Annotated in this window: 20 protein-coding genes, 2 tRNA genes and 1 other annotated feature; of the genes, 4 read left to right on the top strand and 18 right to left on the bottom strand. The window is 43.6% G+C overall.

Going from position 1 to position 23432, the window contains the following annotated elements:
- The 6 genes from BN3456_RS14215 to BN3456_RS14190 all read right to left on the bottom strand — a co-directional run bounded on the left by BN3456_RS14215 (window position 1) and on the right by BN3456_RS14190 (window position 4996).
- Window positions 1–441 carry a Mini-ribonuclease 3 gene (locus BN3456_RS14215; RefSeq protein ID WP_089985179.1) on the bottom strand — a complete coding sequence of 147 codons (441 nt, stop codon included), beginning with the start codon at window positions 439–441 and terminating at the stop codon, window positions 1–3.
- Window positions 426–1832 (bottom strand): cysteine--tRNA ligase, encoded by a 1407-nt coding sequence (cysS, locus tag BN3456_RS14210; RefSeq protein WP_089985176.1) that lies wholly within the window; start codon window positions 1830–1832, stop codon window positions 426–428. The genes BN3456_RS14215 and cysS overlap by 16 nt, the downstream gene beginning before the upstream one ends.
- Window positions 1833–1861: 29 nt before the next feature.
- On the bottom strand, window positions 1862–2539 hold the full coding sequence (epsC, locus tag BN3456_RS14205; protein ID WP_347458081.1) for a serine O-acetyltransferase EpsC: 678 nt from the start codon (window positions 2537–2539) through the stop codon (window positions 1862–1864).
- A 55-nt stretch (window positions 2540–2594) separates the two neighbouring features.
- Window positions 2595–2821 (bottom strand) — a binding site (T-box leader).
- A 95-nt stretch (window positions 2822–2916) separates the two neighbouring features.
- Entirely contained in the window at window positions 2917–4041 is a 1125-nt protein-coding gene (locus BN3456_RS14200; RefSeq protein WP_089985174.1) for a GNAT family N-acetyltransferase, read from the bottom strand.
- A 17-nt stretch (window positions 4042–4058) separates the two neighbouring features.
- Window positions 4059–4604 (bottom strand): 2-C-methyl-D-erythritol 2,4-cyclodiphosphate synthase, encoded by a 546-nt coding sequence (gene ispF / locus BN3456_RS14195; RefSeq protein WP_089985171.1) that lies wholly within the window; start codon window positions 4602–4604, stop codon window positions 4059–4061.
- A gap of 38 nt (window positions 4605–4642) precedes the next feature.
- Complete coding sequence (locus BN3456_RS14190) at window positions 4643–4996, bottom strand: hypothetical protein (protein WP_141654527.1); 354 nt, start codon at window positions 4994–4996, stop codon at window positions 4643–4645.
- A 228-nt stretch (window positions 4997–5224) separates the two neighbouring features.
- Between BN3456_RS14190 and BN3456_RS14185 the strand changes: the two genes are divergently transcribed.
- From BN3456_RS14185 to BN3456_RS14170, 4 genes are all read left to right on the top strand, one after another.
- Window positions 5225–5297 (top strand) — tRNA-Val (locus BN3456_RS14185).
- 22 nt (window positions 5298–5319) lie between these two features.
- Window positions 5320–5393 (top strand) — tRNA-Met (locus BN3456_RS14180).
- A gap of 55 nt (window positions 5394–5448) precedes the next feature.
- Window positions 5449–6030 carry a uracil-DNA glycosylase family protein gene (locus BN3456_RS14175; RefSeq protein ID WP_089985167.1) on the top strand — a complete coding sequence of 194 codons (582 nt, stop codon included), beginning with the start codon at window positions 5449–5451 and terminating at the stop codon, window positions 6028–6030.
- 159 nt (window positions 6031–6189) lie between these two features.
- On the top strand, window positions 6190–7926 hold the full coding sequence (locus BN3456_RS14170) for a methyl-accepting chemotaxis protein (protein ID WP_141654526.1): 1737 nt from the start codon (window positions 6190–6192) through the stop codon (window positions 7924–7926).
- Here BN3456_RS14170 and BN3456_RS14165 read toward each other — a convergent pair.
- The 12 genes from BN3456_RS14165 to BN3456_RS14110 all read right to left on the bottom strand — a co-directional run bounded on the left by BN3456_RS14165 (window position 7911) and on the right by BN3456_RS14110 (window position 23428).
- The gene (locus BN3456_RS14165) at window positions 7911–9158 is read right to left on the bottom strand and encodes a M28 family metallopeptidase (RefSeq protein WP_242862892.1); all 1248 of its coding nucleotides are present in this window, start codon (window positions 9156–9158) and stop codon (window positions 7911–7913) included. The two genes, BN3456_RS14170 and BN3456_RS14165, sit on opposite strands and share 16 nt — an antisense overlap.
- 17 nt (window positions 9159–9175) lie before the next feature.
- Window positions 9176–11668 carry a transglutaminase-like domain-containing protein gene (locus tag BN3456_RS14160; protein WP_242862891.1) on the bottom strand — a complete coding sequence of 831 codons (2493 nt, stop codon included), beginning with the start codon at window positions 11666–11668 and terminating at the stop codon, window positions 9176–9178.
- Between the two features lie 5 nt (window positions 11669–11673).
- On the bottom strand, window positions 11674–12429 hold the full coding sequence (locus BN3456_RS14155) for a copper homeostasis protein CutC (protein ID WP_089985158.1): 756 nt from the start codon (window positions 12427–12429) through the stop codon (window positions 11674–11676).
- 31 nt (window positions 12430–12460) lie between these two features.
- Window positions 12461–13222 carry a DeoR/GlpR family DNA-binding transcription regulator gene (locus BN3456_RS14150; protein WP_089985156.1) on the bottom strand — a complete coding sequence of 254 codons (762 nt, stop codon included), beginning with the start codon at window positions 13220–13222 and terminating at the stop codon, window positions 12461–12463.
- Window positions 13223–13244: 22 nt separating this feature from the next.
- On the bottom strand, window positions 13245–14549 hold the full coding sequence (locus BN3456_RS14145; RefSeq protein WP_089985153.1) for an alpha-L-fucosidase: 1305 nt from the start codon (window positions 14547–14549) through the stop codon (window positions 13245–13247).
- A complete protein-coding gene (locus BN3456_RS14140) occupies window positions 14542–15531 on the bottom strand; it encodes an ABC transporter ATP-binding protein (protein WP_089985151.1) in 990 nt (329 codons plus the stop codon). Before BN3456_RS14140 ends, BN3456_RS14145 begins: the two co-directional genes overlap by 8 nt.
- Window positions 15528–16529: an ABC transporter ATP-binding protein gene (locus tag BN3456_RS14135; protein WP_089985148.1), complete on the bottom strand. Its 1002-nt coding sequence runs from the start codon at window positions 16527–16529 to the stop codon at window positions 15528–15530. Before BN3456_RS14135 ends, BN3456_RS14140 begins: the two co-directional genes overlap by 4 nt.
- 11 nt (window positions 16530–16540) lie before the next feature.
- The gene (locus BN3456_RS14130; protein ID WP_089985145.1) at window positions 16541–17443 is read right to left on the bottom strand and encodes an ABC transporter permease; all 903 of its coding nucleotides are present in this window, start codon (window positions 17441–17443) and stop codon (window positions 16541–16543) included.
- A gap of 11 nt (window positions 17444–17454) precedes the next feature.
- Window positions 17455–18375 (bottom strand): ABC transporter permease, encoded by a 921-nt coding sequence (locus BN3456_RS14125; RefSeq protein WP_089985142.1) that lies wholly within the window; start codon window positions 18373–18375, stop codon window positions 17455–17457.
- 94 nt (window positions 18376–18469) lie between these two features.
- Window positions 18470–20134 (bottom strand): ABC transporter substrate-binding protein, encoded by a 1665-nt coding sequence (locus tag BN3456_RS14120; RefSeq protein ID WP_089985139.1) that lies wholly within the window; start codon window positions 20132–20134, stop codon window positions 18470–18472.
- A gap of 183 nt (window positions 20135–20317) precedes the next feature.
- Complete coding sequence (gene ade, locus BN3456_RS14115) at window positions 20318–22090, bottom strand: adenine deaminase (protein WP_089985137.1); 1773 nt, start codon at window positions 22088–22090, stop codon at window positions 20318–20320.
- Window positions 22091–22102: 12 nt separating this feature from the next.
- Entirely contained in the window at window positions 22103–23428 is a 1326-nt protein-coding gene (locus BN3456_RS14110) for an NCS2 family permease (RefSeq protein WP_089985135.1), read from the bottom strand.
- Window positions 23429–23432 lie beyond the last annotated feature (4 nt).

The raw sequence follows: 23432 nt of genomic DNA, 5'->3' as shown, positions 1-23432 counted from the left end.
TTACTCCTCTAGGCTATCCAAGCCGATTTTTACTAAATCGATAAGTCTTTTGTAATCCTCTTTCAGGTATAGATATCCCAAAAGTGCCTCAAATCCCGTGGCTCTTCTGTAATCCGTGATGGACTGGTTTCTTGCGGGGGAAACAGATTTTGCGTTTCGTCCCCTTCTGTAAATTGCATGCTCTTCTTCTGTCAAGTGTTCCTGCATAGCTCGCATCATCAATGACTGAGCAGAAGCCTGTACAAACCTGCTTGTCTCCTCATGTAGGTTATGTACCGGTTTATTTCCCCCGCTGATAACCATGGTCTTGATAACCAGATCGTAAATACAGTCACCGATATATGCCAGAACAAGAGGTGAATAGCCTGCAATATCCACCTCTTGAAGATCCAGTATCTCTTTTATATACTCGTGAAACTCAAATCCTACGCTTTTTTCCATTTTACCCCTTCTCGAGTATCCTCCAGTATAATACCTTTTGACAGAAGTTCTTCTCTGATTTCATCAGCTCTCGCGTAATTTTTGCTCTTTCTGGCCTCCTGGCGCTGCACAATAAGAGCCTCGATATCCTCTGCCAGAATTTCGTCATCTTTATCCACGATGATTCCAAGTACATCCGTCAGCTTTATCAGCAAATCCAGAAGACTTTGCAGATACTCTGCGGAGCTCTCTGTGTCTGCCGTTGTATTAGTGTATTTTACCAGTTCAAAGATGGAAGAGATTGCATCTGCTGTATTAAAATCATCATCCATTGCTTTTTCAAATCCATCCACATACTCCTGTGTCCGTTCAAAATCCTCTTTTTCTACGTCTGTCATATTCTGTAATTTCGCATTGTTCTTCAGAAACTTCAAATTATCTGCGGCGGTTATAATCCTTTCCAGCCCCGTCCCTGCTGCATCCATCAACTCTGCGCTGAAATTCAGCGGGCTTCGGTAGTGAGCACTGAGCATGAAGAACCGCAGGACCTGCAAGTCATATTTCTCGCCGATCTCTCTGACTGTAAAAAAATTGCCAAGAGATTTTGACATCTTCCTGTTGTCAATATTGAGAAACGCATTATGCATCCAGTATTTTGCAAATTCTTTGCCATTTGCAGATTCACTCTGGGCGATTTCATTCTCATGATGAGGAAATACCAGATCCTCTCCGCCTGCGTGAATATCAATCTGCTCTCCCAGATACTTCTTAGACATTTCGGAGCATTCGATATGCCAGCCGGGCCGCCCTTCACTCCAGGGAGATTTCCATGCCGGTTCCCCTTCTTTTTTGGGTTTCCATAAAACAAAATCTAAAGAATCTTCTTTTTCTTCCTGGCCGGACACTAGCAGAGAGCGGCCGCCGGACTGCAAATCATCCAGATTCTTATGAGACAATTTTCCATAATCTTTAAACTTTCTTGTACGGTAGTAGACGGTTCCATTCTTCTCATAGGCAAATCCCTTGTCAATCAGTGTTTGAATCATGTCCACCATGCCGCAGATTTCCTCGGTGGCGAGAGGGCTCTTTGTGGCCGCCTTCACATTCATAGCTTTCATATCCTTCTTGCACTCTGTAATATAGCGCTGGGAAATCTCAGATGTTGCCACGCCCTCCTCCATCGCCTTTTTTATAATCTTGTCGTCCACGTCAGTAAAGTTAGACACATAGTTGACCTCATATCCCTTATATTCAAAATATCTTCTCACTGTATCGAATACAATCATAGGCCTTGCATTTCCTATATGAATGTAATTGTAAACAGTAGGTCCACAGACATACATTTTTACTTTTCCCGGTTCCAGGGGAATAAATTCTTCTTTTCTTTTTGACAGTGTATCGTATAATTTCATACTTCCTCTCCTCTTGCTGTTTTTAGGACTCATCTTTTTTGTCCACTATTTTTGTCAAGCAGGTGTTTCATTTGCTTTTCCATATCCTTAACCTGACCATTGAGTCGAACACAGGATTCCTGAAGCTCTTTGATATCACTCAGAACCGGATCCGGCAGATGAATCTGATCCATATCTGTTCTGGGTACTTTCTTATTGTCCATACGGACAACACGTCCCGGAACGCCTACAACCGTACAGTTAGGCGGAACTTCTTCCAATACAACAGACCCCGCTCCGATTTTTGAATTTTCACCAATCGTAAAGGATCCGATAACTTTTGCTCCTGCACTGACCATCACATTGTCCTCCAGTGTAGGGTGCCTCTTTCCCTGTTCCTTGCCTGTGCCGCCCAGAGTAACTCCCTGATAGAGTGTTACATTATCCCCGATAATAGTCGTTTCTCCGATAATAACTCCGCTTCCGTGGTCGATGAACAGGCCCTTTCCAATCGTTGCACCGGGATGTATTTCAATTCCGGTCTTTCTTGCCGCTCTCTGTGAGATCCAGCGGGCTAGAAAATAGTGCTGCTTCAGATATAGCTTATGAGCCACTCTATAGTTAAGTATAACTTTAAAACTCGGGTAAAGCAAGACCTCCATATTTGATTTTATTGCAGGATCGCGCTCCCTGATTACCTGAATTTCATTTTTAATATAAGATATCATTCCCATAAAACTTTCTACCTTCCCTTCTTGTGAAAGAAAAAAGACCTCGTCTCCTGTAAGAGACGAAGTCATATCCGCGGTTCCACTCTAATAAAAGAATTTCTTCTTTCACTTATCACACGTAACGTATGCTCCCCGTACTCTGCTACTAGTGCCTGTCACTTTTGCAGAATCAGCTCCCGGATGCACTTCACAAACTCCTCCCTTGAGGCCACTTTCAGCCGGTGGCAGCCTCTCTCTGAAAGTTCAGAACCTGCTACTCTTTCCGCTCATTGCCTTTAAAACTCTATCTATATAGATACATATTATGCAAACTTATCAAATTTGTCAACTACGAAAAAGGGGACTGTCCCTTTTGCGCTCTGTTTTCAGAATATTCAGACCACTTCATTTAAGTATATTTTGTTCAATGGTTGAATTTTCTGTAATTCATCTGCTAATCTTTCAGAGATTACCACATCTTCTTCTTGGCTTACTTCTTTTAATGTCTTGTAACCAAACAGCAGACTTGTCAGTGCGCTGATTGTCAATACTCCCTCTGAATCTTCTGTCTCCCGAACTTGTACCGAGCTATCATTTTCGCTGCTTAGTAGTTTCCATACCCGGCTGTTGGCTGTTATGATCGGATCTAACACTGCAAAAGAACAGTCCAGCCTCTCTCCTGCCTTTACGTTCATAGATTTCAAAAGTGACTGCAAATGCAGTATTCTCACCATAATTGTAGGAACTTTTTTTGTTTCTGCACTTTCATTTCCCGCATATACTTTTGCCGATGCCTTAGCCCCGTTTCTTAATGTGTAAACGGCCTTTTGGAAGTCTTCTTCATATTCCCGTAAATATAAGGGTTCTCTGATGTAAAGATTATCCTCTCTGGCATAAGCAAACATTCCGACAATACGTCCGTCCAGCTTCATCAGCTTTACCCCGCCGTTTTCACTCATCTGTTCAAATATCATAGTCTGATAATACTTCTCATCTCTGAGGGCATATACCTGGTACTGCAAAGCAAAGTAATTTCTGAAGAATTCTGCCATATCAGCAGAGTCACCAGGCCCCGCATCCTTTAAGTCCACTTCCACAATCCCCTCTTTGCCATACATTTCTGTCTGGTTCTGTCTGTAAACAAAACGGAAATCATAAGGCGTATAGATAGCCTCTGCTGCTGGCATCAAAAATGTAAATGGCTCTCTTTGCCTATACATATCTTTCATAGATTTTCGCAGCAGTTCCCCCATATAGCCGCGCTTCCGGTAACTTTCCTCCGTGGCAACAGCAATAATATAGTTACACAGAAATTGCTTATCTTCCACCTGCAGAGCATAAGGATTCAACTGGAGCATGGAGCGGATTTTCCGCTCCTCCTCTATTACATAAATCTGGTTATCTCTTGCTTTTATAAAATAATAGTAATCCAGGAATTCTTTGCTGTCCTCGTTAAACACTTTCTCCCATAGACCTCTTGTCAGGCCGTGTTCACTGCTGTCAAGTTTTCGAAGCCGCATCTTATACTTCCTTTCCTCTACTCTCTTTTGCAGCCCTGGCATCCCGCACAGCCGGCTGTAGTCTGAGTGACATCAAAACTGCTGAAATTTGTTATCTTCTCCAGCGCACAGATTGCCTGGGAAGAAATTCCTTCTCCCTTTCCGGTAAATCCCAGCCCCTCTTCTGTTGTCGCCTTGATATTGACCTGGTCGTCAAGGAGACCAAGTGCCTTTGCCACAATGCCCCTCATCTGATCGATATAGGGCCGCATCTTAGGTTCCTGTGCAATTATCGTGGCATCAATATTTTCTATAATATACCCCTCAGCATCGATGAGCTGTGCTACACGCTTTAACAGCTCAATGCTCGAGACCCCTTTATACTGAAGATCTGTATCTGGAAAATGCTTTCCGATATCACCGAGGGCCGCAGCACCCAACAAAGCATCCATAATCGCATGAACCAGCACATCCGCATCTGAATGTCCCAGGAGTCCCTTTTTGTAAGGTATCTCCACTCCTCCGATTATCAGCTTTCTTCCGGTGGTCAGTGTATGGACATCATACCCCATTCCTATACGCATATTAAATTCTCCTTATCTCTGTTATAAAATCCACCCTATCACTTTTTTTCGTCCGTGATCTCTGTATTTCTTCCTTCTTGGTTTACATTGTTCTTGTTTTCATTGTTCTCGTCTTTGGCAATTTCCACGCTGTTCTGCGGTTCTCCTGATTCCCGAACCTCTTCCTCATCACTTTGCTCCCCGGGCGATTCTGTGCCTTTAAGTTCTCTCATATCTTTTATAGAAAGAATGGCAAATACGGCACCGACAATAACAAAGACTACTGCTATTATAAACATTAGGACCATATTGGCAGGTCTATCTGCCATAAGTCCCTGAATCAATTTAATTCCTGTATATACAAGATACAAACCTGCCACAAGCCTTAGTACAATTCTGGATTTTTCATTCATCACTTTTTCCTCCATTAATTTCTCATCTTCTGATTTTATCATAATCAGTAAAGTATTGCTACAAGAAATAGACTTAATATGCTCAAGGAAATATCTGACAACTTAGCAGATTTTTCACAAAACTACAAAATTTCAAAAAGCAGAAAAAGGTGTTGACATCTGACGAATTTTAATAGTATAATAGCAAAGCGGGTTGCGGGTAATACAATCGCAAACCGGTGAAGTTATGGGATCTTAGCTCAGCTGGGAGAGCATCTGCCTTACAAGCAGAGGGTCATAGGTTCGAGCCCTATAGGTCCCATACATTTTCAAATATCGTATATGGCGGAATAGCTCAGTTGGCTAGAGCACACGGTTCATACCCGTGGTGTCGCTGGTTCAAATCCAGTTTCCGCTACTAGTAGAAAGCCCAGATTTATGGGCTTTTTTGATATTCTTTGGAGACTACCATTATGAAAATACAACAGTTAAAAGAAGAAATCTTGCAGTGCAGAGATTGCGAAGAACTATTTGGGTATGAACCTCATCCGGTATTTTTTGGGCATTCCCAATCTAAAATTATGCAGATTAGTCAGGCCCCGTCTCTGCTGGTCCATGAAACAGGAAAGCCATTTAATGATATGAGTGGCAAAAAGCTTAGACAGGAATGGTATCAAATACAAGATGAGGTATTCTATAACCCCGATTACTTTTATATTACCTCTATAGCGCACTGCTATCCAGGAAAAAATCCAAAAGGAGGAGACCGTACGCCGCCCAAGAACTGTGCAAAAAAATGGATGCATCTTGAATTAGAATCTGTCGATAACTTGATTTACATTATAATAGGGAGACATGCATCTAACTATTTTTTCCCCAAAAGGAACTTTGCTGATTTAGTATTTCAAGACCAAGTAATTCATGATAAGCCGGCCTATATATTACCCCATCCCTCCCCGCTAAACACGAAATGGCTTAAAGATCGGCCAGAGTTTGAACAAAAGCGGATGCCTGAAATCAGGAAGGCTCTACACGCCGTTTTAAATATTAATTGAACGATAAAGGGCTATTTTCTTTAATGACCTCTTATATACAGTTTACGTATATTTTGAATATAAAAAATATTACAGAAAACTTATAATATTAGTTATTATTACTAGGATTCAGCCGATAATCATATATAGATTTTAAACTATAAAAAAGAGGTGCATAATTTGAAAAGCTTAAAAACGAAACTGACCTTAAATATCCTTGTTTTGGTCATTATCACATCACTTTCCACTGCCATAATTGGCGTTTATGAAAGTTTTAAAACCACAGACAAGATTATGCAAAAACAGGTGGAAGAGCAACTGACAGCAGCGCATAACATGCTCGCTGTTCAACTTAAAGAACAGTTTGGAACTTTATCACTAGATAGCAGTGGCGTACTCATCGATGAAAATGGGCAGAAAATTGAAGGCAGCTATGAAGCCATTGACCTGCTTTCTGAAAAAATGAATGTGGTTGCAACTGTTTTCGGAAAGGATGGCAACGATTTTAAAAGAGTATTGACCACAATCAAAGATAATAATGGTAAACGAGTCATAGGAACCAAGCTGGATACCAATGAAGATGCATACAAAAAGGGGTTAAACAAAAATACATATTTCGGTGAAGCAGACATTCTTGGGTCTAAGTATATGACAAAATATACCCCTTTATATAATAACAGCAAGCAAATCATAGGCATATATTTTGTAGGAATACCTATAGATACGGTAAACAGTATCCTTAGTGGTGGACTTCGTTCCGTTATTACCATTGTGTCTATAATGTTATTTCTTGTATTGGCTGCGGTAATCATAATCACCAGTATTGTAAGTGGTAATATTGTAAAGCCAATCCGCAAAATTACAGCTGCTGCGACTCGCATCTCTGACGGTGACTTTGATGTAGAACTCTCAGTATCTTCGAAAGATGAAATAGGACAGCTTGCCAAATCTTTCCGGCTCACCATAGGGCAGCTTAACAATTACCAGTCTTATATTGATGAAATATCCCATGCTCTGCACTTGATTTCCGAAGGGGATTTCACCGTTGAACTGCACAAAGAGTACGAAGGGCAATTTCGAAAATTAAAAACCTACATGCAGACAATGCTCATAAACCTAAATGCCATGTTAGGTCAAATTCATAACTCGGCAGAACAGGTAAACAGTGGTTCCGGGCAGATAGCAAATACTTCTCAAACACTGTCTCAAGGTGCAACAGAACAGGCAAGTTCTGTAGAACAGTTATCCGCTTCAATCGAACAGGTTACAGAGCAAATCACCCAAAATGCAGGAAATGCAAAATCTGCATATGACAAAGTGTCTCTTTCTGGAACAGAAATGAATATGAGCAGCAATGAGATGCAGAATATGGTGACAGCCATGGAGCGGATAGCGCAGAAATCCCAGGAGATTTCGAAAATCATTAAAATGATTGATGATATTGCCTTTCAGACTAATATTCTGGCTTTGAACGCAGCTATTGAAGCAGCCCGTGCAGGCGAAGCTGGAAAGGGCTTTTCCGTTGTAGCTGATGAGGTACGTAACCTCGCTGGCAAATCAGCGGAAGCAGCAAAGGATACTGCCTCTTTAATTAAAGCTGCAGTGGAAGCAATTGACAAAGCATCCTTAATTGCATCCGCTACCGCTGAATCATTGCAAAAAAGTGAAAATGCCACAAATGAGTCCATCACGCTGATTAACAAGATTGCAGATGCCTCCCAGATGCAGGCCGTTGCCATAGCACAGATAAATCAAGGTGTCGAGCAGATTTCATCCGTAATCCAGGCAAATGCCGCCACTTCTGAGGAAAACGCTGCTGCAAGCCAAGAACTTTCAAGCCAGGCACACATGTTGGAAGAACTAATTGCAAGATTCAAACGAGACAAACAAAAAGAGGAGTCTTATATTTCCTCATAATATAATTCCAGCCTCTGCTTCATTTCCTCCGGTACCTTTTTCTCAAAAGAAATGACCTCTGCCTGGGACAGATTTTTGGCGATATACAGCAGGATATCTGCACTGCGCTTTAAGGAACAGGAAGAAATCAGTTCGACGGTATCATAGCGTGTATGCATACCGAAACCGTCTCGGTTGAGTGTCATGGCCGGTATACCTTTCCAGGCAAATGTGTTGGAGTCACTTCCCCAAATGTCATTTTTAAATGATACACCCATGCCGGCTTCATGCATCAGATAAGATAGCATCTGGCATACTTTAGCTTCTCCTGTCACGCCGATTACTGTTCCGCCAATGAGCTGTCCCGCCAGGTCTACATTCATATTGAATCTGTGTCTTGCAAGTTCTGCTTCATGGGTCCTCACATAAGCCCTGCTCCCACAAAGCCCTGCTTCTTCTGCCCCAAACCAGATGAACTCAAGCGTACGCCTGGGAGGATTTTTAGCAAAATATCCTGCAAGCTCCATGATAATCGCTGCACCGGACATATTGTCATAGGCACCCGGACCCTGAGGAACAGAGTCGTAGTGCGCACTTAAGGTCAGTATCTCCTCTGCCTTGTCAAGACCTTCTACTCTGGCAACAATATTTCTTGAGACACGCGTCACCTGTCTTTGCTGCAGCTTTAATCTAACCCGGGAAGCCCCATTTTCTACCAGCTCCACCGCATCTTTATAGTGCAGATTCACGCCCTGTACGGGAGGCTCTTTTACGCCGCGCAGGCTGTACCCTGCAGGCTTCAGATCCTCCCCTTCATCGATTGGAGTTCCTGACATAGTGATGAATCCAACTGCCCCAAAGGAAACTAATTTTTGATAGGTTTTCTTCTGTATCGGTCCGTTTAGCATGACAATCTTTCCCTTTGCATAAGACAGACTGATTTCATCCCCGTTTTCAATATAAAGAAAGGGTGCCTCAATGCCGCTCTCCGGTGTGTTTCCGCATTTTTTATACCCTATTACCCGATACTCTTTTTCATATGGCTGTGTAACCTTAAGTCTCGCCTCCATAATCTCATATGCAGGAAATTCAAATTCTTCTGTGACAGCTGTAAGTCCCGTTTTCTCGAGATATCTTAATATCTCATTCGCTGCCTTTTTCTCACCTTTTGTGCCTGCTTCCCGTATATAATTAAATTTTTCTACAAACTGATATTGTCTTTTTCCGCTGATTTCACTTAAATCTATTTTCAACGTTTCCTACCTCCATTTCATTCCCGGGTATTCCGGATTTCTTCCAGAATCCTGAGCATCATATTTCCTGTTCCCACATTGTATCCGCTTTCTGCATAGGCCGCAGTTAGCTTTCCGGAGGTAACTATAATTAATGGAAGTTTTTCATGATCCACATACACACGTCTGCCCAGCAGCTCTACATTTCTTGCGAAATCATCGTAGAAGACCCGTATTCCGGGAAATGTCCGCAAAACCTGGGCAATATTTTTGTCTGCAAGCATTGCCTTTGACTGGACAATAAAAATCATCTCATTCTGGTATCCTGCATATTCCTCCTTTTGTCCCAGCAATTCGTTTAAAATATGAATAGTAGGCTCTCTGCTTCCCTCCAGCCAGAAAAAAATATGCTGACCGCTGCTGCTCAAATCACCTCCGCTAATTTCCTTTCCGCTGCAATCCCGGACATAGAAATCCGGCATATCAATATTCAACAGCATATCACTTAGGTCTGCCTCTCTCTTCATCAGACTGATTTTCTTTTCTTCACCGCTCTCCAGCCGGAGTTCATACCGATTTGTCAATACCGAACCATTGGGAATCCGGTTGGCGGTCAGAATCCTGTATATGCCGGGTTTTAGCTGCAGATGCAGTTCTTCATCTTCCCACAGGGTATCTGAAAGCGTTAAAGAAACATATTTTCCCTCTACAAAACGGGCTATACTCCAATCCTGGAAGTAATTCCATGCATCATCTGCCCCTCTTTCTAAGACCAGATGGCAGTCCGATAACTCTTCCGGCAAAACGGGAACAAATGTGTCTCCCGCCATGTATTCCATTGTACCGCTGACAGGATTCAGTCTTGCGGGAATACCCAATGACCTTGCAATAGCTACAAAAAGCACCTTTTGGGAGCGAGGGCTGGCGGTATGAAGCTTCAGGCTTGCAGCGGGAAGGGTTATAAGGCTGTCCTGTTCTTTTTTAGGACAGGTACAGATATTCAGAGTAATCCAGTCCCATATAGCGGCAGGCGTTCCCCTAAACTTACTCATCTCTTCGGCACCAAATGTCTGGATGATCTTCTTCCGATAAGTAGAAAGTATCTCATCTTCCACTCTCGGGTTTAAGATATACCGTACAAAGGTATCATGGGGATATTGTTTTTTATAGGGAAGGGCATACTGCAGATGTTCTTCCAGGACTTCATATTTACAGTCTGTCTGATCCTTTACTGTCAAAACATCAAGCATAGCCTGACGCAGCTCTCCATTTTCCCCCGGCTTCGTATCTCCGGTTAAAAAAGCTTCTCTGTCTGGATTTGTAAAGGTACGCATATGGGACTCTCTTATCCTGGCAGCTGCTTTAAGTCTTACATCACCTGACAGAACCTGTTCCTTTGTAGGGGCATCTGTATGTACAGGAGTGTCATGGGGAGCAGTCATATCGTAAGCCAGCCATTCTTCCTTAGGTGCTTTCTTTGTCAGCTTAATTGTGCAAATATCCTCTCTGTCGGTATCGATAAACCCATCCCCACACAACTCTGCCTGCTTGTTCAGCTCTGCACGAATATGCAAACTGCCAACCCCTGTAAATAAATATGTCTCTCCTGTCTCATCTGTGATAGTCTGAGCAATCGGGAAAAATTGTGCATAATTGAGTACTTCAAAGAAAACCTGTGCGCCCGGCACCGGACTGCCATTCTCATCTATTATGTGTACCTTTGCTTTTTTAACCACTGCATAACGGTCCAGTTCATTAAACATCACAGTTATTCCCGTCTTTCCAATCATCCGGCCGGCCAGAGCTTTTTCTACTCCGGAATCAAACCGGCGGGAATGTATCATCATGGCTCTGGAAGATGCATTGGTAAACCATCCTCTGTTCAAAATGGGCTGAGGTTCACAGGCACCAGTAAAATACCAGGTTTTGTGCCACCACATTTCTACCCAGGCATGATTGTCATCACAGTGGGACCAGTGGGGTGCATAAACCTGTCTTGCAGGAATTCCCACACTTCTGAGAGCATTCACCATAAATGTAGACTCTTCCCCACATCTGCCGTTTCCTCTTTTATACACTGCCAATGCCGACAAAGTTCTGTCATCTGTACTTTGATAGGTTGCGTTCTCCGCGCACCAGTAGTTGACCTCCAGCATGCGTTCCTTTGGAGCCATTCCCTGCACCCTGTCTTTTAGCTGATTGTAAAACAAGCTTCGGCAGGGCAGAATTTCTTCTTCATTTACTCTGTGACAAAGTACATAATTTAAAAATATTTCTTCCGGAAGCTTTTTTACTTCTTCAGATTCCTTCCAAAGTTTCACACCATGTTCTGCAAAATCAAGAAAATACTCAAAGGGATAGTTTCCCACGTCACTGTACGGTGAATACGTATATAAATATTGCAGGGCAAGAACCACCTCCTGACGGCAGTCTGCCATTTTTTCATCCACTTCCGCAAATAACCCGGGAAGCTCCTTTTGTCTGGCACAATATTCTCTTTTTATTCTCTCCTTGTTTTCTTCTAGAAACATGATCATCACCTCTGCTGCAGTTTATCCAGAACCTGCCTGGCTTCTCTGATTTTATTTTCATCCGTGCGCCAGATTTCATATTCATTGATGCCTGGACCGCCCATATTCAGTCTTTTGTTCCGGTGCTCCATAGGGCTGTTCATTACAATTTTGCCTGACATATGATAAGCAGCGGCACTTGTATATTCATACAGGTCGCGAATCACACCGGCATCCACGCCGCCCCCCACCTGAATGGAAATTCTCCCTGCACTTTTCTTTACAAGCTTTTTAAGCAGTTCCTTTCCCAAAACACATGTATTTTCCTGCCCGGACGTCAAGATTGTATCAATTCCAAGATGGACGGCCTGCTCCATGGCCGCGATTGGATTTGCGCATACGTCAAATGCCCGGTGAAGAGTAACTGACATGTCTCCTTTTCTCTCCATGAGAATTTTCATTCTTTCCACATCCAAAGTCCCGTCCGGTTTCAGGATTCCCACAACAATTCCCTCTGCCCCCAATTGACGGAAGGTCTCTACAGCGTCACAGATTAAGCTAAATTCATAATCAGTATAACAAAAATCGCCAAATCTCGGTCTTATGAGCGCATGGATTCTAATATCCGTATGCTGCCTGATTTCCTGGAAAAGCCAAGGCACCGGTGTTGTTCCGCCAATCAGCAGATTTTGACACAATTCCAGGCGGTCAGCTCCGCCTTTCGCTGCCGCAATGGCGGACTCTACAGAGTCTACACAAGCTTCTAATGTAAATTTTCCCATCATCTGTCCTCCCGGCATACATTCTGGCAATCTAGTATAAATGTACCCCTGCATTTTCTAATGTCTTGATAATTCCGGAATCCGGATTTTCATCCGAAATAATACCGTGAACATCATCAAGATGTGTAAATTTATAAGATTCATTAAAATAAAACTTATCTTTTTCCATCATAACATAACTGTGGCGGCTATTTTCAATGGCCGCCTTTTTTGTCAGCCCATCCTCGGGTCCAAATGTGGTTACCGAAAGATCTGTCATATCTATCCCACAGCTTCCGATGAAAGCACGTTCAAAGCTATACTGCCTGATAGCTTCGATCGCAGTTGCTCCCATAAAGCCGTTGACAGTCTGATACATAATCCCGCCTGTTCCGATTGCTGTGATCAAAGGATTTTTAGCCACTATCTGTAGAATATCTATCATATTTGTAACAACAAAAACCTTCATTTTTGCCTGGGCGAGCAGCCTGGCCAGCTGAATGTTCGTTGTAGAAATATCCAAAAAAATCGTTTCATTGTTGTGAATCAGGCCTACCGCCTTTTTTGCAATCGCCTTTTTCTTATCCAGATGATAATTTTTACGGTCTATAACATCCCGTTCCAGAGGATATTCCTGGGAGAGGATTGCCCCTCCGTATGTTCTCTTGAGCTGTCCGCTGCTTTCGAGTACTTTGAGATCCTTTCTGATGCAATCTTCTGTCACATCATATGCTTTGCTCAGATCCTTTACATATACTTTCCCCTGCTCCCGGAGAAGCTTTAGTATCTGCTCCTGTCTTTCTTCAGTAAACATAAAGGCTTACCTCCCTTGTATGTTATTTTAATGTGACCTCTAAAACTGTGTCAATTTCATCCGGAAGTATTGGATCCGGCCCCAGGTCGGCAAACACAATGTCGGGATAATCGCTGTGTACCCAGCTTGTGGAAATGGGAATTTCTGCTTTTGATCCCAGGTAACGTATCTTTTCTACCTCTTCTTTTTTTATCCCGGTAAGGGGAACAGGCCCGATAGTATTCTCAAATAAATGATAATAAAGCTTTTTACCGTTTCTTGTAATCCGCCCATAATCCGGCTTATCAATGCCCGACTTTCCGCAGCAATAAATGCTTTCTCTGTTCTTTTTCATCCACTTTCCGATGACGCTCAAAATGTCCAAAGATTCATCCGGAATATTGCCTCTCGCATCCGGACCCACGTTCAAAAGCATATTGCCGCCTTTGGAAACGCACTCCACCAGTTTCTTGATCAACATGCCCGCCGGTTTAAAGAAATGATCCGTGGCATGATAGCCCCAGTTGTTGTTCATAGTCACACAGGCTTCCCATATCAGGTCATTGCCGTTCACATCACAAATGCCGTTGGGTGGAATCATCTGTTCCGGACTCACAAAATCCCCATGGTATGGTGTGGGATTCCCACTGGCAAGTGAACCATAACCTTCCCCGCTGACCTCCAGCCGATTGTCAATGACTACGTCCGGCTGCAGCGTGCGCACCATATCCATTAATTCTGTAGCACGCCATGTTTCTCCTCTCATATCATCATAGGAAAAGTCAAACCACAAAAGATCAAGTTTCCCATAATTGGTGCATATTTCTCGAATCTGATTGTGCATATAAGTAAGATAGTTGTCAAAATTACGATTCTCATTACCATATTCTGGATTATTCCGCATTGGGTGAATCTTATCTCCGTAATGAGGATAGTCTGTGTGATACCAGTCAAGAAGAGTGAAATACAGACCGACTTTCAGTCCCTGAGCTCTTACCGCCTCGACGAATTCCGCCACAAGATCTCGCCCGCATTTGGTGTTGGTGGACTTGAAATCTGTATACTGACTGTCAAACAGACAGAAACCATCATGATGTTTTGCGGTTAACACAACATACTGCATGCCGGCTTCCTTTGCTGCTTTTGCCCATGCTGTAGGGTCATAAGCTGTCGGATCGAATTCCTCAAAATACTGCATATATTCTTCTTTCGATATCTCTTCTGTGCTGCGCACCCATTCTCCCCTGGCGGGAATCGCATAAAGCCCCCAGTGGATAAACATCCCAAAACGAGCATCGGTATACCACGCCATTCTCTTTTCATAGCTTGCTCTATCAAATTTATACATTCTTTTCCTCCTCGTTGCATATCGGATAGTGGCATTTTATAAAATGCCCTTCCCCAATCTCTCGCGTTTCGGGTCTTTCCTTGATACATTTTTCCTGGCAGTATGGGCACCTTGTATGGAACAGGCAGCCGCTCGGAAGATTTGTAGTGCTGGGCAAATCTCCTTTTAACAGAATCCGCTCCTTCTTCTTTGTGGGATCCGGAATTGGAACTGCCGAAAGAAGAGAACGTGTATATGGATGCATCGGATGTGCATACAGTTCTTTTTTGGAAGCGGTCTCAACGATAGTGCCCAGATACATAACCGCAATTTTATCTGAAATCATTTCCACAACGCTCAAATCATGGGAAATGAACAGATAGGTAAGGTTAAAGTCCTTCTGAAGCTGCTGAAGAAGATTTAAAACCTGTGCCTGAATGGATACATCCAGAGCTGAAACCGGCTCATCTGCAATAATTAGCTTTGGATGAACAGTAAGTGCTCTTGCAATTCCGAGTCTCTGTCTTTGCCCTCCCGAAAATTCATGGGGATAGCGCTCACCGTGGGCAGCACTTAAGCCCACGATTTCCAATAATTCATATACCTTTTTCAATCTTTCTCCCGCCGAAAGGTCTGTATGAATCAGCAGGGGCTCCGCAATCAGATCCTGCACCTTGATTCTCGGATTCAGAGAGCCATAGGGATCCTGAAATATCATCTGCACGTCTGCTCGAAGGGGACGCATCTCATTTTGGCTCAGTTTTGATATATCTTTTCCGTTAAACCAGATTTCTCCGAAATCCGGGGTGAGGAGATGGTCAATTAGCCTTCCTGTGGTTGACTTTCCACAGCCCGATTCCCCCACAAGTGAAAATGTCTCTCCCGGCATAATGTCAAAAGAAATATCATTTACTGCATGTACCTTTGCTTTCCTCGCAAACATGCCTTTCCCTGCGTCAAATGTTTTTGTCACGTTTTTTACAGAAACAATTGGTGTGCTCATGGTCTGGATACCTCCTTTTCCTCAAGGTTGTGTAAAACACATCTGCTGCAGCGGTGTTCCTGTCCCGGAATGGGAACCAGCTCCGGTTCTTTTCCTATGCAGATATCCATGGCATATTTGCATCTCGGTGCAAACTTGCATCCTTTGGGCATAACGGAGAGATCAGGAACACTTCCCGGAATCGAAGGCAGGGATGTCACATTACTCCCCAGCTTCGGTACAGACTCAATCAGCCCTTTGGTATAAGGATGCATGGGGGCCTCAAACAGTTCTTTTACAGGTGCCTCTTCCACGATGCGGCCCGCATACATGACAATGACTCTGCTGCACATCTCTGCCACCACACCCAAGTCATGAGTAATCAGCAGGATTCCGGTATTGCGCTCTTCTTTAATCTCCTCCATCAAATCCAAAATCTGCGCCTGAATCGTTACATCCAATGCCGTAGTCGGCTCGTCTGCAATGAGAAGCTGCGGTTCACAGGACATTGCCATGGCGATCATAACACGCTGACACATGCCCCCTGACAACTGATGAGGGTAGCTGTTCAAGGTCATACCAGGATCCGGAATGCCAACGGATTTCAGCACATCAAAGGCACGTCTATAGGCTTCAGTTTTAGAAATATCATTGTGAAGCAATATGGCCTCAGTGATCTGTTTTGAAATGCGCATACAGGGATTCAGAGAACTCATGGGTTCCTGGAATATCATGGATATCTCACGTCCTCTGATTTTTCTCATTCCCTTCTTGTTCACCTTCAAAATGTCCTCCCCATTAAAGAGAACTTCTCCTTCGGAAATCTTGCTGGATCCCGGCGGAAGAAGGCGCATCAAAGACAGGGAAGTCACCGACTTTCCACACCCTGATTCACCGACCAGACCCAATATTTCCCCTTTATTAATGTGGAATGAGACATCGTTGACTGCGGTGACCCAGCTTTTATCACGCTTAAATTCTGTTCGGAGATTTTTTACATCTAATAATTTTTCTGCCATATCTGTTCCTCCTAATTCATTTTTGGATCCAGTGTATCCCGAAGCCCGTCACCCAGCAGATTAAATGCCAGGACAGTGAGGAAAATCAGAATACCGGGGAATAGTACAATATGAGGAGCCGTGTTGAGGTAATTTCTCCCCTGTGAAAGCATAGCCCCCCAGTCCGGCTCTGTAACATTCGCCCCAAATCCAAGAAAACTAAGAGATGAGGCAGCAAGAATTGCCGTGCCCACCCGCATGGTAAAGTTTACAATCATAGACTGGATAGTTCCGGGAAATATGTGTACCCATAGAATTCTCCTGTTCTTACACCCGATGGATCGGGCAACCTCTACATAGAGGGATTCCTTTACCGAAATTGTTGCACTTCGTATAATACGTGCAAACGAAGGAACTGTAAAAACTGCAACCGCTATAATAACATTAATCATACCCGGCCCAAGAATTGCTACAATGGCAATTGCCAGCAAGATATCCGGAAACGAGAACAGAATATCGCAGCATCTCATAATCAGTGAATCAATCCATCCGCCATAAAATCCTGCAATCAGTCCAAAAATGATACCCAGAGCAGTTCCCACAATCGTTGCTGAAAGTGCCGAGGCAAGGGACAATCTCGTGCCTACCAGCAGCCGGCTGAAAATATCCCTTCCAAACTCATCCGTACCCCATAAGTGTGCAGCGCTGGGGCCCTGCAGGAGATTCGAATAATCTGCCTGATTGGCATCATACGGTGCAAGAAGAGGTCCTAAAATTGCTGCCAGCAGAAGAAGTACGATAAAAATAAAGGAAATGACGGCAGTCTTTCTTTTTGTGAATTTTTTTATAAACTCCTTTACTTTGCTCTTCGGTTTTGGAAGAGCTTCCGCATCCTCAAAATTCTGTATATTTACTGTTGATTTTATTTCTGCCATGCTTTTTCCTCCTAATCGTAACGGACTCTGGGATTGATTACGCCATACAGCAGATCGACAACCAGATTAATTACGATATACTCCAGCGCAAAAAACAAAAGTAATGCCTGCACAACTTTATAATCCCTGAACTTAATAGAATCTACAAGAAGACGTCCCAAACCCGGAATGGAAAAGACAGTCTCTGCCATTACGGAGCCAGACAGAAGTCCGCCAATCTGCAATCCACCTACAGTAACAATCTCAATCAGAGAATTCTTGAGAGCATGCCGTATTACAACCGGAAGCTCCGCGAGTCCTTTTGCTCGGGCCGTACGCACATAATCCTCTCGCATAGATTCCAGCATGGAAGAACGAGTAAACCTTGCCAAAATGGCCATAATTCCAGCTCCCATAGTCAGTGACGGAAGAACATACGCCTGCCAGCTGCCAAGCCCCCCTGTAGGAAACCACCCCAGCCCTACGGAAAATATCTGGATCAATTCCAGCCCCAGCCAGAAACCAGGAAGAGAAATCCCTGATATGGCAATCAGCATTCCGATATAATCCAAAGCCTTCCCTTTCATAACCGCAGAAATAATTCCAAGTGAGACACCGATAATGGTTGCCCAGATCATGGATGAAACAGTCAGTAAGATCGTTGGTTTAAATCGAGGCCTAATCGTCTCCACTACCGTCTTTCCGTTTTTAACCGAATTTCCTAAATCTCCTGTGACCAGGCCTTTCATGTAATTTCCGTACTGCACAGGCAGTGGGTCATTTAATCCCAGCTGATTTCTTACAAGCTCCACATCAGCTTTTGTGGCATCCATACCCGCGATCTGTCTTGCAGGATCCCCCGGGATAAGGTGTATGAACATGAAAATCAAAAATGAAATAACAATAAGAAGTGGAATTGCGCTTAAAATCCTTTTTAATGCATAACGCCCCATTCAGCTTTCCTCCTATTCTAAAAGAACTGCCATTACAGAAAATGGCAGTTCTATATCCGTCTAAGTTCTATATCTGCTTAAATCCTATGGCTGACTATTGTGCCAGGGATGCGTTCTCAAAATGGAAAGCACCATCCGGAGATACATACACGCCTGACAGGTATGTCTTCTCTGAAAAAATCACCTGGTCATTGCCAAGGAACAGCCATGGACATGCTTCCCATGCACGTTTCTGTGCATCTGCATATACCTTTGCCTGTGCATCCGGGTCTGCATTCGTGAGCCCTTCATCCAAGTCTTTGTCAAAATCTTTATCATTGTAATATGCCGTATTTGCACTTACCGGAGGGCACATGCTGCTGTAAAGCAGTGAACGAATAGAACCGTCCATTGTAAAATCAGAAGCTGACCAGTTTACATACCACATGTTTATATCGGTTTCATCTGCATCTACATAAATTTTATCATTGATTGTCGCCGGCTCCATTGGCATAACGTCTACTTCAATTCCAATCTGCTCAAGCTGCTGCTTGATAAATGTCATGCCTTTGATTTCCTGCGTGCTGTTATCTCCCCACAGTGTCAGCTTAAAACCATCTTCATACCCGGCTTCCTTCAGCAGGTCTTTTGCCTTGTCCAGGTCAAAATCATATGCCGGCTGCTCTTCATAACCTGTGATAATCTCCGGAACTACTGAAGTGGCAGGTTTTCCATAACCGGAATACATGAGCTGGACGTACCCGTCCTTATCAATTGCATAGTTCATAGCCTGCCGTACTTTCTCTTCCTTCAGTTCAGGAAGATTCATGTTCAAGGTTACATACCTCATAATGTTAGAGTCTGCAGCCATTACATTCAAATCCTTTGTATCCTGCACTGCCTCAATCTGATCTACAGGCATAGGATACACAAAATCAGCCTCTCCTGTCTGGAGCATTGCCGTACGTGTACCGGCTTCAGGAACTTCTTTAATTGTAACGGTATCCACTCCCGGTTTCTCTCTCCAGTAATCATCGTTTCTCTTCATTGTTGTATGGTCTCCCTCTTCCCACTCTACAAATGTATAGGGGCCTGTACCAACGGGATGGTTCATAATATCATTGCCATATTCCTCAAGAGCTTTCGGACTAATGATACAGAACTGTGTCATACGATTAATAAACGGAGACCACGCTTTTGTCAGCTTGAATACAACTGTGTAGTCATCTGGTGTTTCAACACTTGCCACCCGTGGCTCCTCTGAACCGTCATCGTTTGTGACGACAAAAGTTCTTCTCTGCCGTAAATTGTTATCCTTGTTTACAACTCTGTCGTAATTTACCTTTACTGCAGCGGCATTGAAATCGGATCCGTCATGGAATTTGATTCCTTCGTTCAAGTGGAACGTGTACGTGAGGGAATCATCAGAAATCTCCCAGTCTTTTGCCAGCTGACCGACGAGTTCATTCTCCTCATTGAACTGAACCAGGTTCTCATAGACACCTCGTGTTGCGGAAATCGCATTGGTATCCGGTATGTTTGCCGGGTCCATGGAGCTTACACTTCCTTCGATAGCAATGACCAGGTCATTGTCCTCAGATTTGGAATCCGTATCGGTGCCTTTTACAATGTAGCCGTCTTTGTCTACTTTGCCGGCCTCCGCTGTCTTCTGACTGCCTTTGGAAGATGAGTCCTTATCCTTCTTGCCTGAACATCCGGCCAAAGAAAATAACATCGTACCCGCAAGCAGAACTGCAATAATACTTTTGTAATTCTTCATAATCTTTCTCCTCTCATAGGGCTGTAAATTCTTTCTTGTTTCTTCGCGTTTGGTACAATTTTTTATTACTTGGTCTGATTATACCAACAGATGTGACAAAATGCAAGATTTTTTATGCAAATATTATTCACTTTTTCACTTCTACTTCAAAAGACAGGACACGCCAGCTGTGGGGTATTTGACTTACTGTACAAATAGCGGTACCAGTTCCTTTGTTGACACTTTGACCAAACCAAGGTCTGACATTTTTGCCTCGGGAATAACCGGCAATGCAAGGGTTACGATGCGAAGAAGGGGGTTCTCCATTTCTGTCAGTCCCAATTGACGGATAGCGTCCTTCATCTGTGCACTGTCAATTGCAAGTTCTTCTGCAGGTTTTAAGGAGATAAGTCCTCCCAGGGGAAGTTCCAGTGTATGAAGTATCTTCCCGTCTAAAGCCGCACACATACCGCCGCCGCAGGCTTTTAGAGCATTTGCGGCAGCCAGTGCATCCTCTGGTTTATCATAGACAATTGTCAGGTTATGGCTGTCATGAGAGACCGTAGACGCCAGCGCGCCCTTCTTTGTACCAAACCCACTCACTAAGCCCAATGCAATATTGTCATTTCCTTCATAACGGTTTACCACTGCCACGAACTTCAAGTCCTCATCCAGTTTCAGCTTGCCGTCAACTACCGGCAATTCTCTACTTTCTATCTGAGTAGTAGATAAATTTAAATCATAGTAGCGCATTACATTCACTTTTACTTTGTCTTGGCCTGGCTGCACTTTAATTGTGAAATCATCCTCACTTAACTCTTTGATAGTCACAGAATTCCTTTTTTCCAGTGGATATTTTTTATCCTCAATTGCCGCTGTGAGTTTTCCGTCTCTGGCAACCAGCTTACCCCGGTAAATGACGCAGCTTGGGTGAATCGATCTAAGGTCATCAACAATCAACATATCTGCGGCATACCCCGGTGCGATAGCGCCCAGATTGGTGATTCCGGCTTCTCTGGCTGAATTCCAGGTGGCGGATTTGATTGCTGCTATCGGTTCCATGCCGGCTTTAATCGCAGAGCGGACAACTTCATTCAACTGTCCGTTATTTAGAATATCATCAGCCTCTCTGTCATCCGTGCAGAGACTAAGGTTATCAAAAAACTTGCAGTCTTTAACACCATTCCACACCTCCTTCACATTTTTCGTGATGGAACTGTCTCTTGCATCAAGGCGCATACCACTGCGGTACTTCTCAATAGCTTCCCCTGCATCTCTTGTTTCATGGCAGGTATTCGGACCCGCGCAAAGATAGGCCGACAACTCTCTGCCTGTCAGAAACGGTGCATGCCCCTGGAGATAAAGTCCGTGTTTTTCTGCCACATCAAGAATATCCATCATTCTGTCTTCCCCGTGAATGACATCGATATAACTCATAACCTCCGCAAGTCCGATTACCCGCTCAAGTCCGGCCAACTCTTCAATCTCCGAAGCGCCGAAATCTGCACCGGCATTTTCCAGCCCGGGTACCGACGGTACACAGCTGGGGATATCAATGTACTGGCACATTGGCAGATTGCTTCCGGCATCATGCATGTAACGTACACCCTCCACGCCATATACATTTCCTATCTCGTGAGGATCAGTAATCACTGTGGTAGTACCATGAGGAATCACTGCCTTTGCAAAATTTCTCGGAGTCATCATAGAACTTTCAATGTGCACATGGCTGTCGACCAGTCCGGGAATCAGAAATTTGCCTTCGCCGTCAATGACTTCTTCGGCTGTGAAAGTGTTATCCTCTGGATTGTGCCATTCCACATGAGCAATCATTCCATCATACACATATACACTTGCCGGATATACTTCGCCTGTGATTACATTCACCAGGCGGACATTTTTGATCAGGAGATCACTTTGAAGCTCACCTAGTGCCGCCTTTAATAAGTTTCTTTTATTTTTGGGATATATTTTCATTTTCTTCTCCTCCTACATAAATATGAAATACATAACCAGTGGTATCGCTAACACATACATAACCGGATGCAGCTCTTTCCATTTTCCCGTTGCCAATTTAATCACGATGTGGGCCAGAATACCTGCAGCAATACCACTGGCAATCCCGCCGGTAAAAATCACGAATACAATCATGATAAAGGTGCCAAACAGCTCTGTAAAGTCACTGAAATCAATACTCTGAATACCATTGATCATCAGCAGACCCACAAAAATCAGTGCCGGCCCGGTAGCTGCATTAGGAATCATTAATACCAGCGGCGAGAACAGTACCATAATACCAAAAAGTACACTTACGACAACACTGGTAAGTCCGGAACGCCCGCCTGCTTCCACGCCTGCAGTAGATTCCACAAAGGTAGTGATCGTGGTATTTCCGGTAAAGGCACTTACACAGGTACCAATGGCATCCACAAGAAAAGGTTTCTGAATTTCCGGCATGTTTCCATTTTCGTCGAGCATACCTGCCTTTCCGCCCACCCCTAACACAGTACCCAGGGTGGAGAAAAAGTCTCCACAAAAGGCTATAAAAACGTAGACAATGGTCTGAAATGTGAGCAGGGATATAAAGTCAAATTCAAACATAATATTACTTAAGCCGGCAAAATCGGGAACCTTTGCAAAAGTTTCCGGTATCGTGGTGACCCCTAAAGGTATCCCTATAATTGTAACCGTTACGATACCGATAAGTATGGCGCCATTAACTTTATAAGCCGTTAGAATTGCAATAAGGAATAAACCAAGTATTGCCAACAGTACTGCTGGGTCTCTCAAATTGCCGAAAGAAATGCCATTTTCAAAACTTCCGATACCAGAATTTTTAAAGCCTAAATACGTAATATAAAACCCGATTGCCGTTCCGATCCCGGTTTTAATATTTTTGGGAATTGCCTTGACAATAAGATCGCGAACACCAAAAATAGTTAAAATTACGAAAATCACACCGGAAATCAAAGTTGTAGCCATAACTGCACCGAACGACAATGTGTTTGACTGTATCAGGCCCCCAAACATAAAGTTTGTGCCCATCCCCGTAGCAAGCGCAAATGGCAGATTTGCATACAGCCCCATAAAAAGAGTGATAATTGCACTTACAACGGCACATGTCACCATAATAGCCTCTTTGGTGATGACAATTCCGTTGATATCTGTATAAGTATCCCCTGAGAAACCTACTATAGCGCTGGGTTGTACTGCCAGTACATAGGCCATAGTCATGAAAGTTGTTACTCCGGCAATCACCTCTGTCTTAACATTTGTTTTCTTTTCCTCCAATTTAAAAAAACTTTTCATACTCATCTCT

This window comes from Clostridium sp. C105KSO13 (genome assembly GCF_001517425.1).
Lineage (GTDB): Bacteria > Bacillota > Clostridia > Lachnospirales > Lachnospiraceae > Muricomes.
This window is presented reverse-complemented; position numbering and strand designations above follow the sequence as displayed.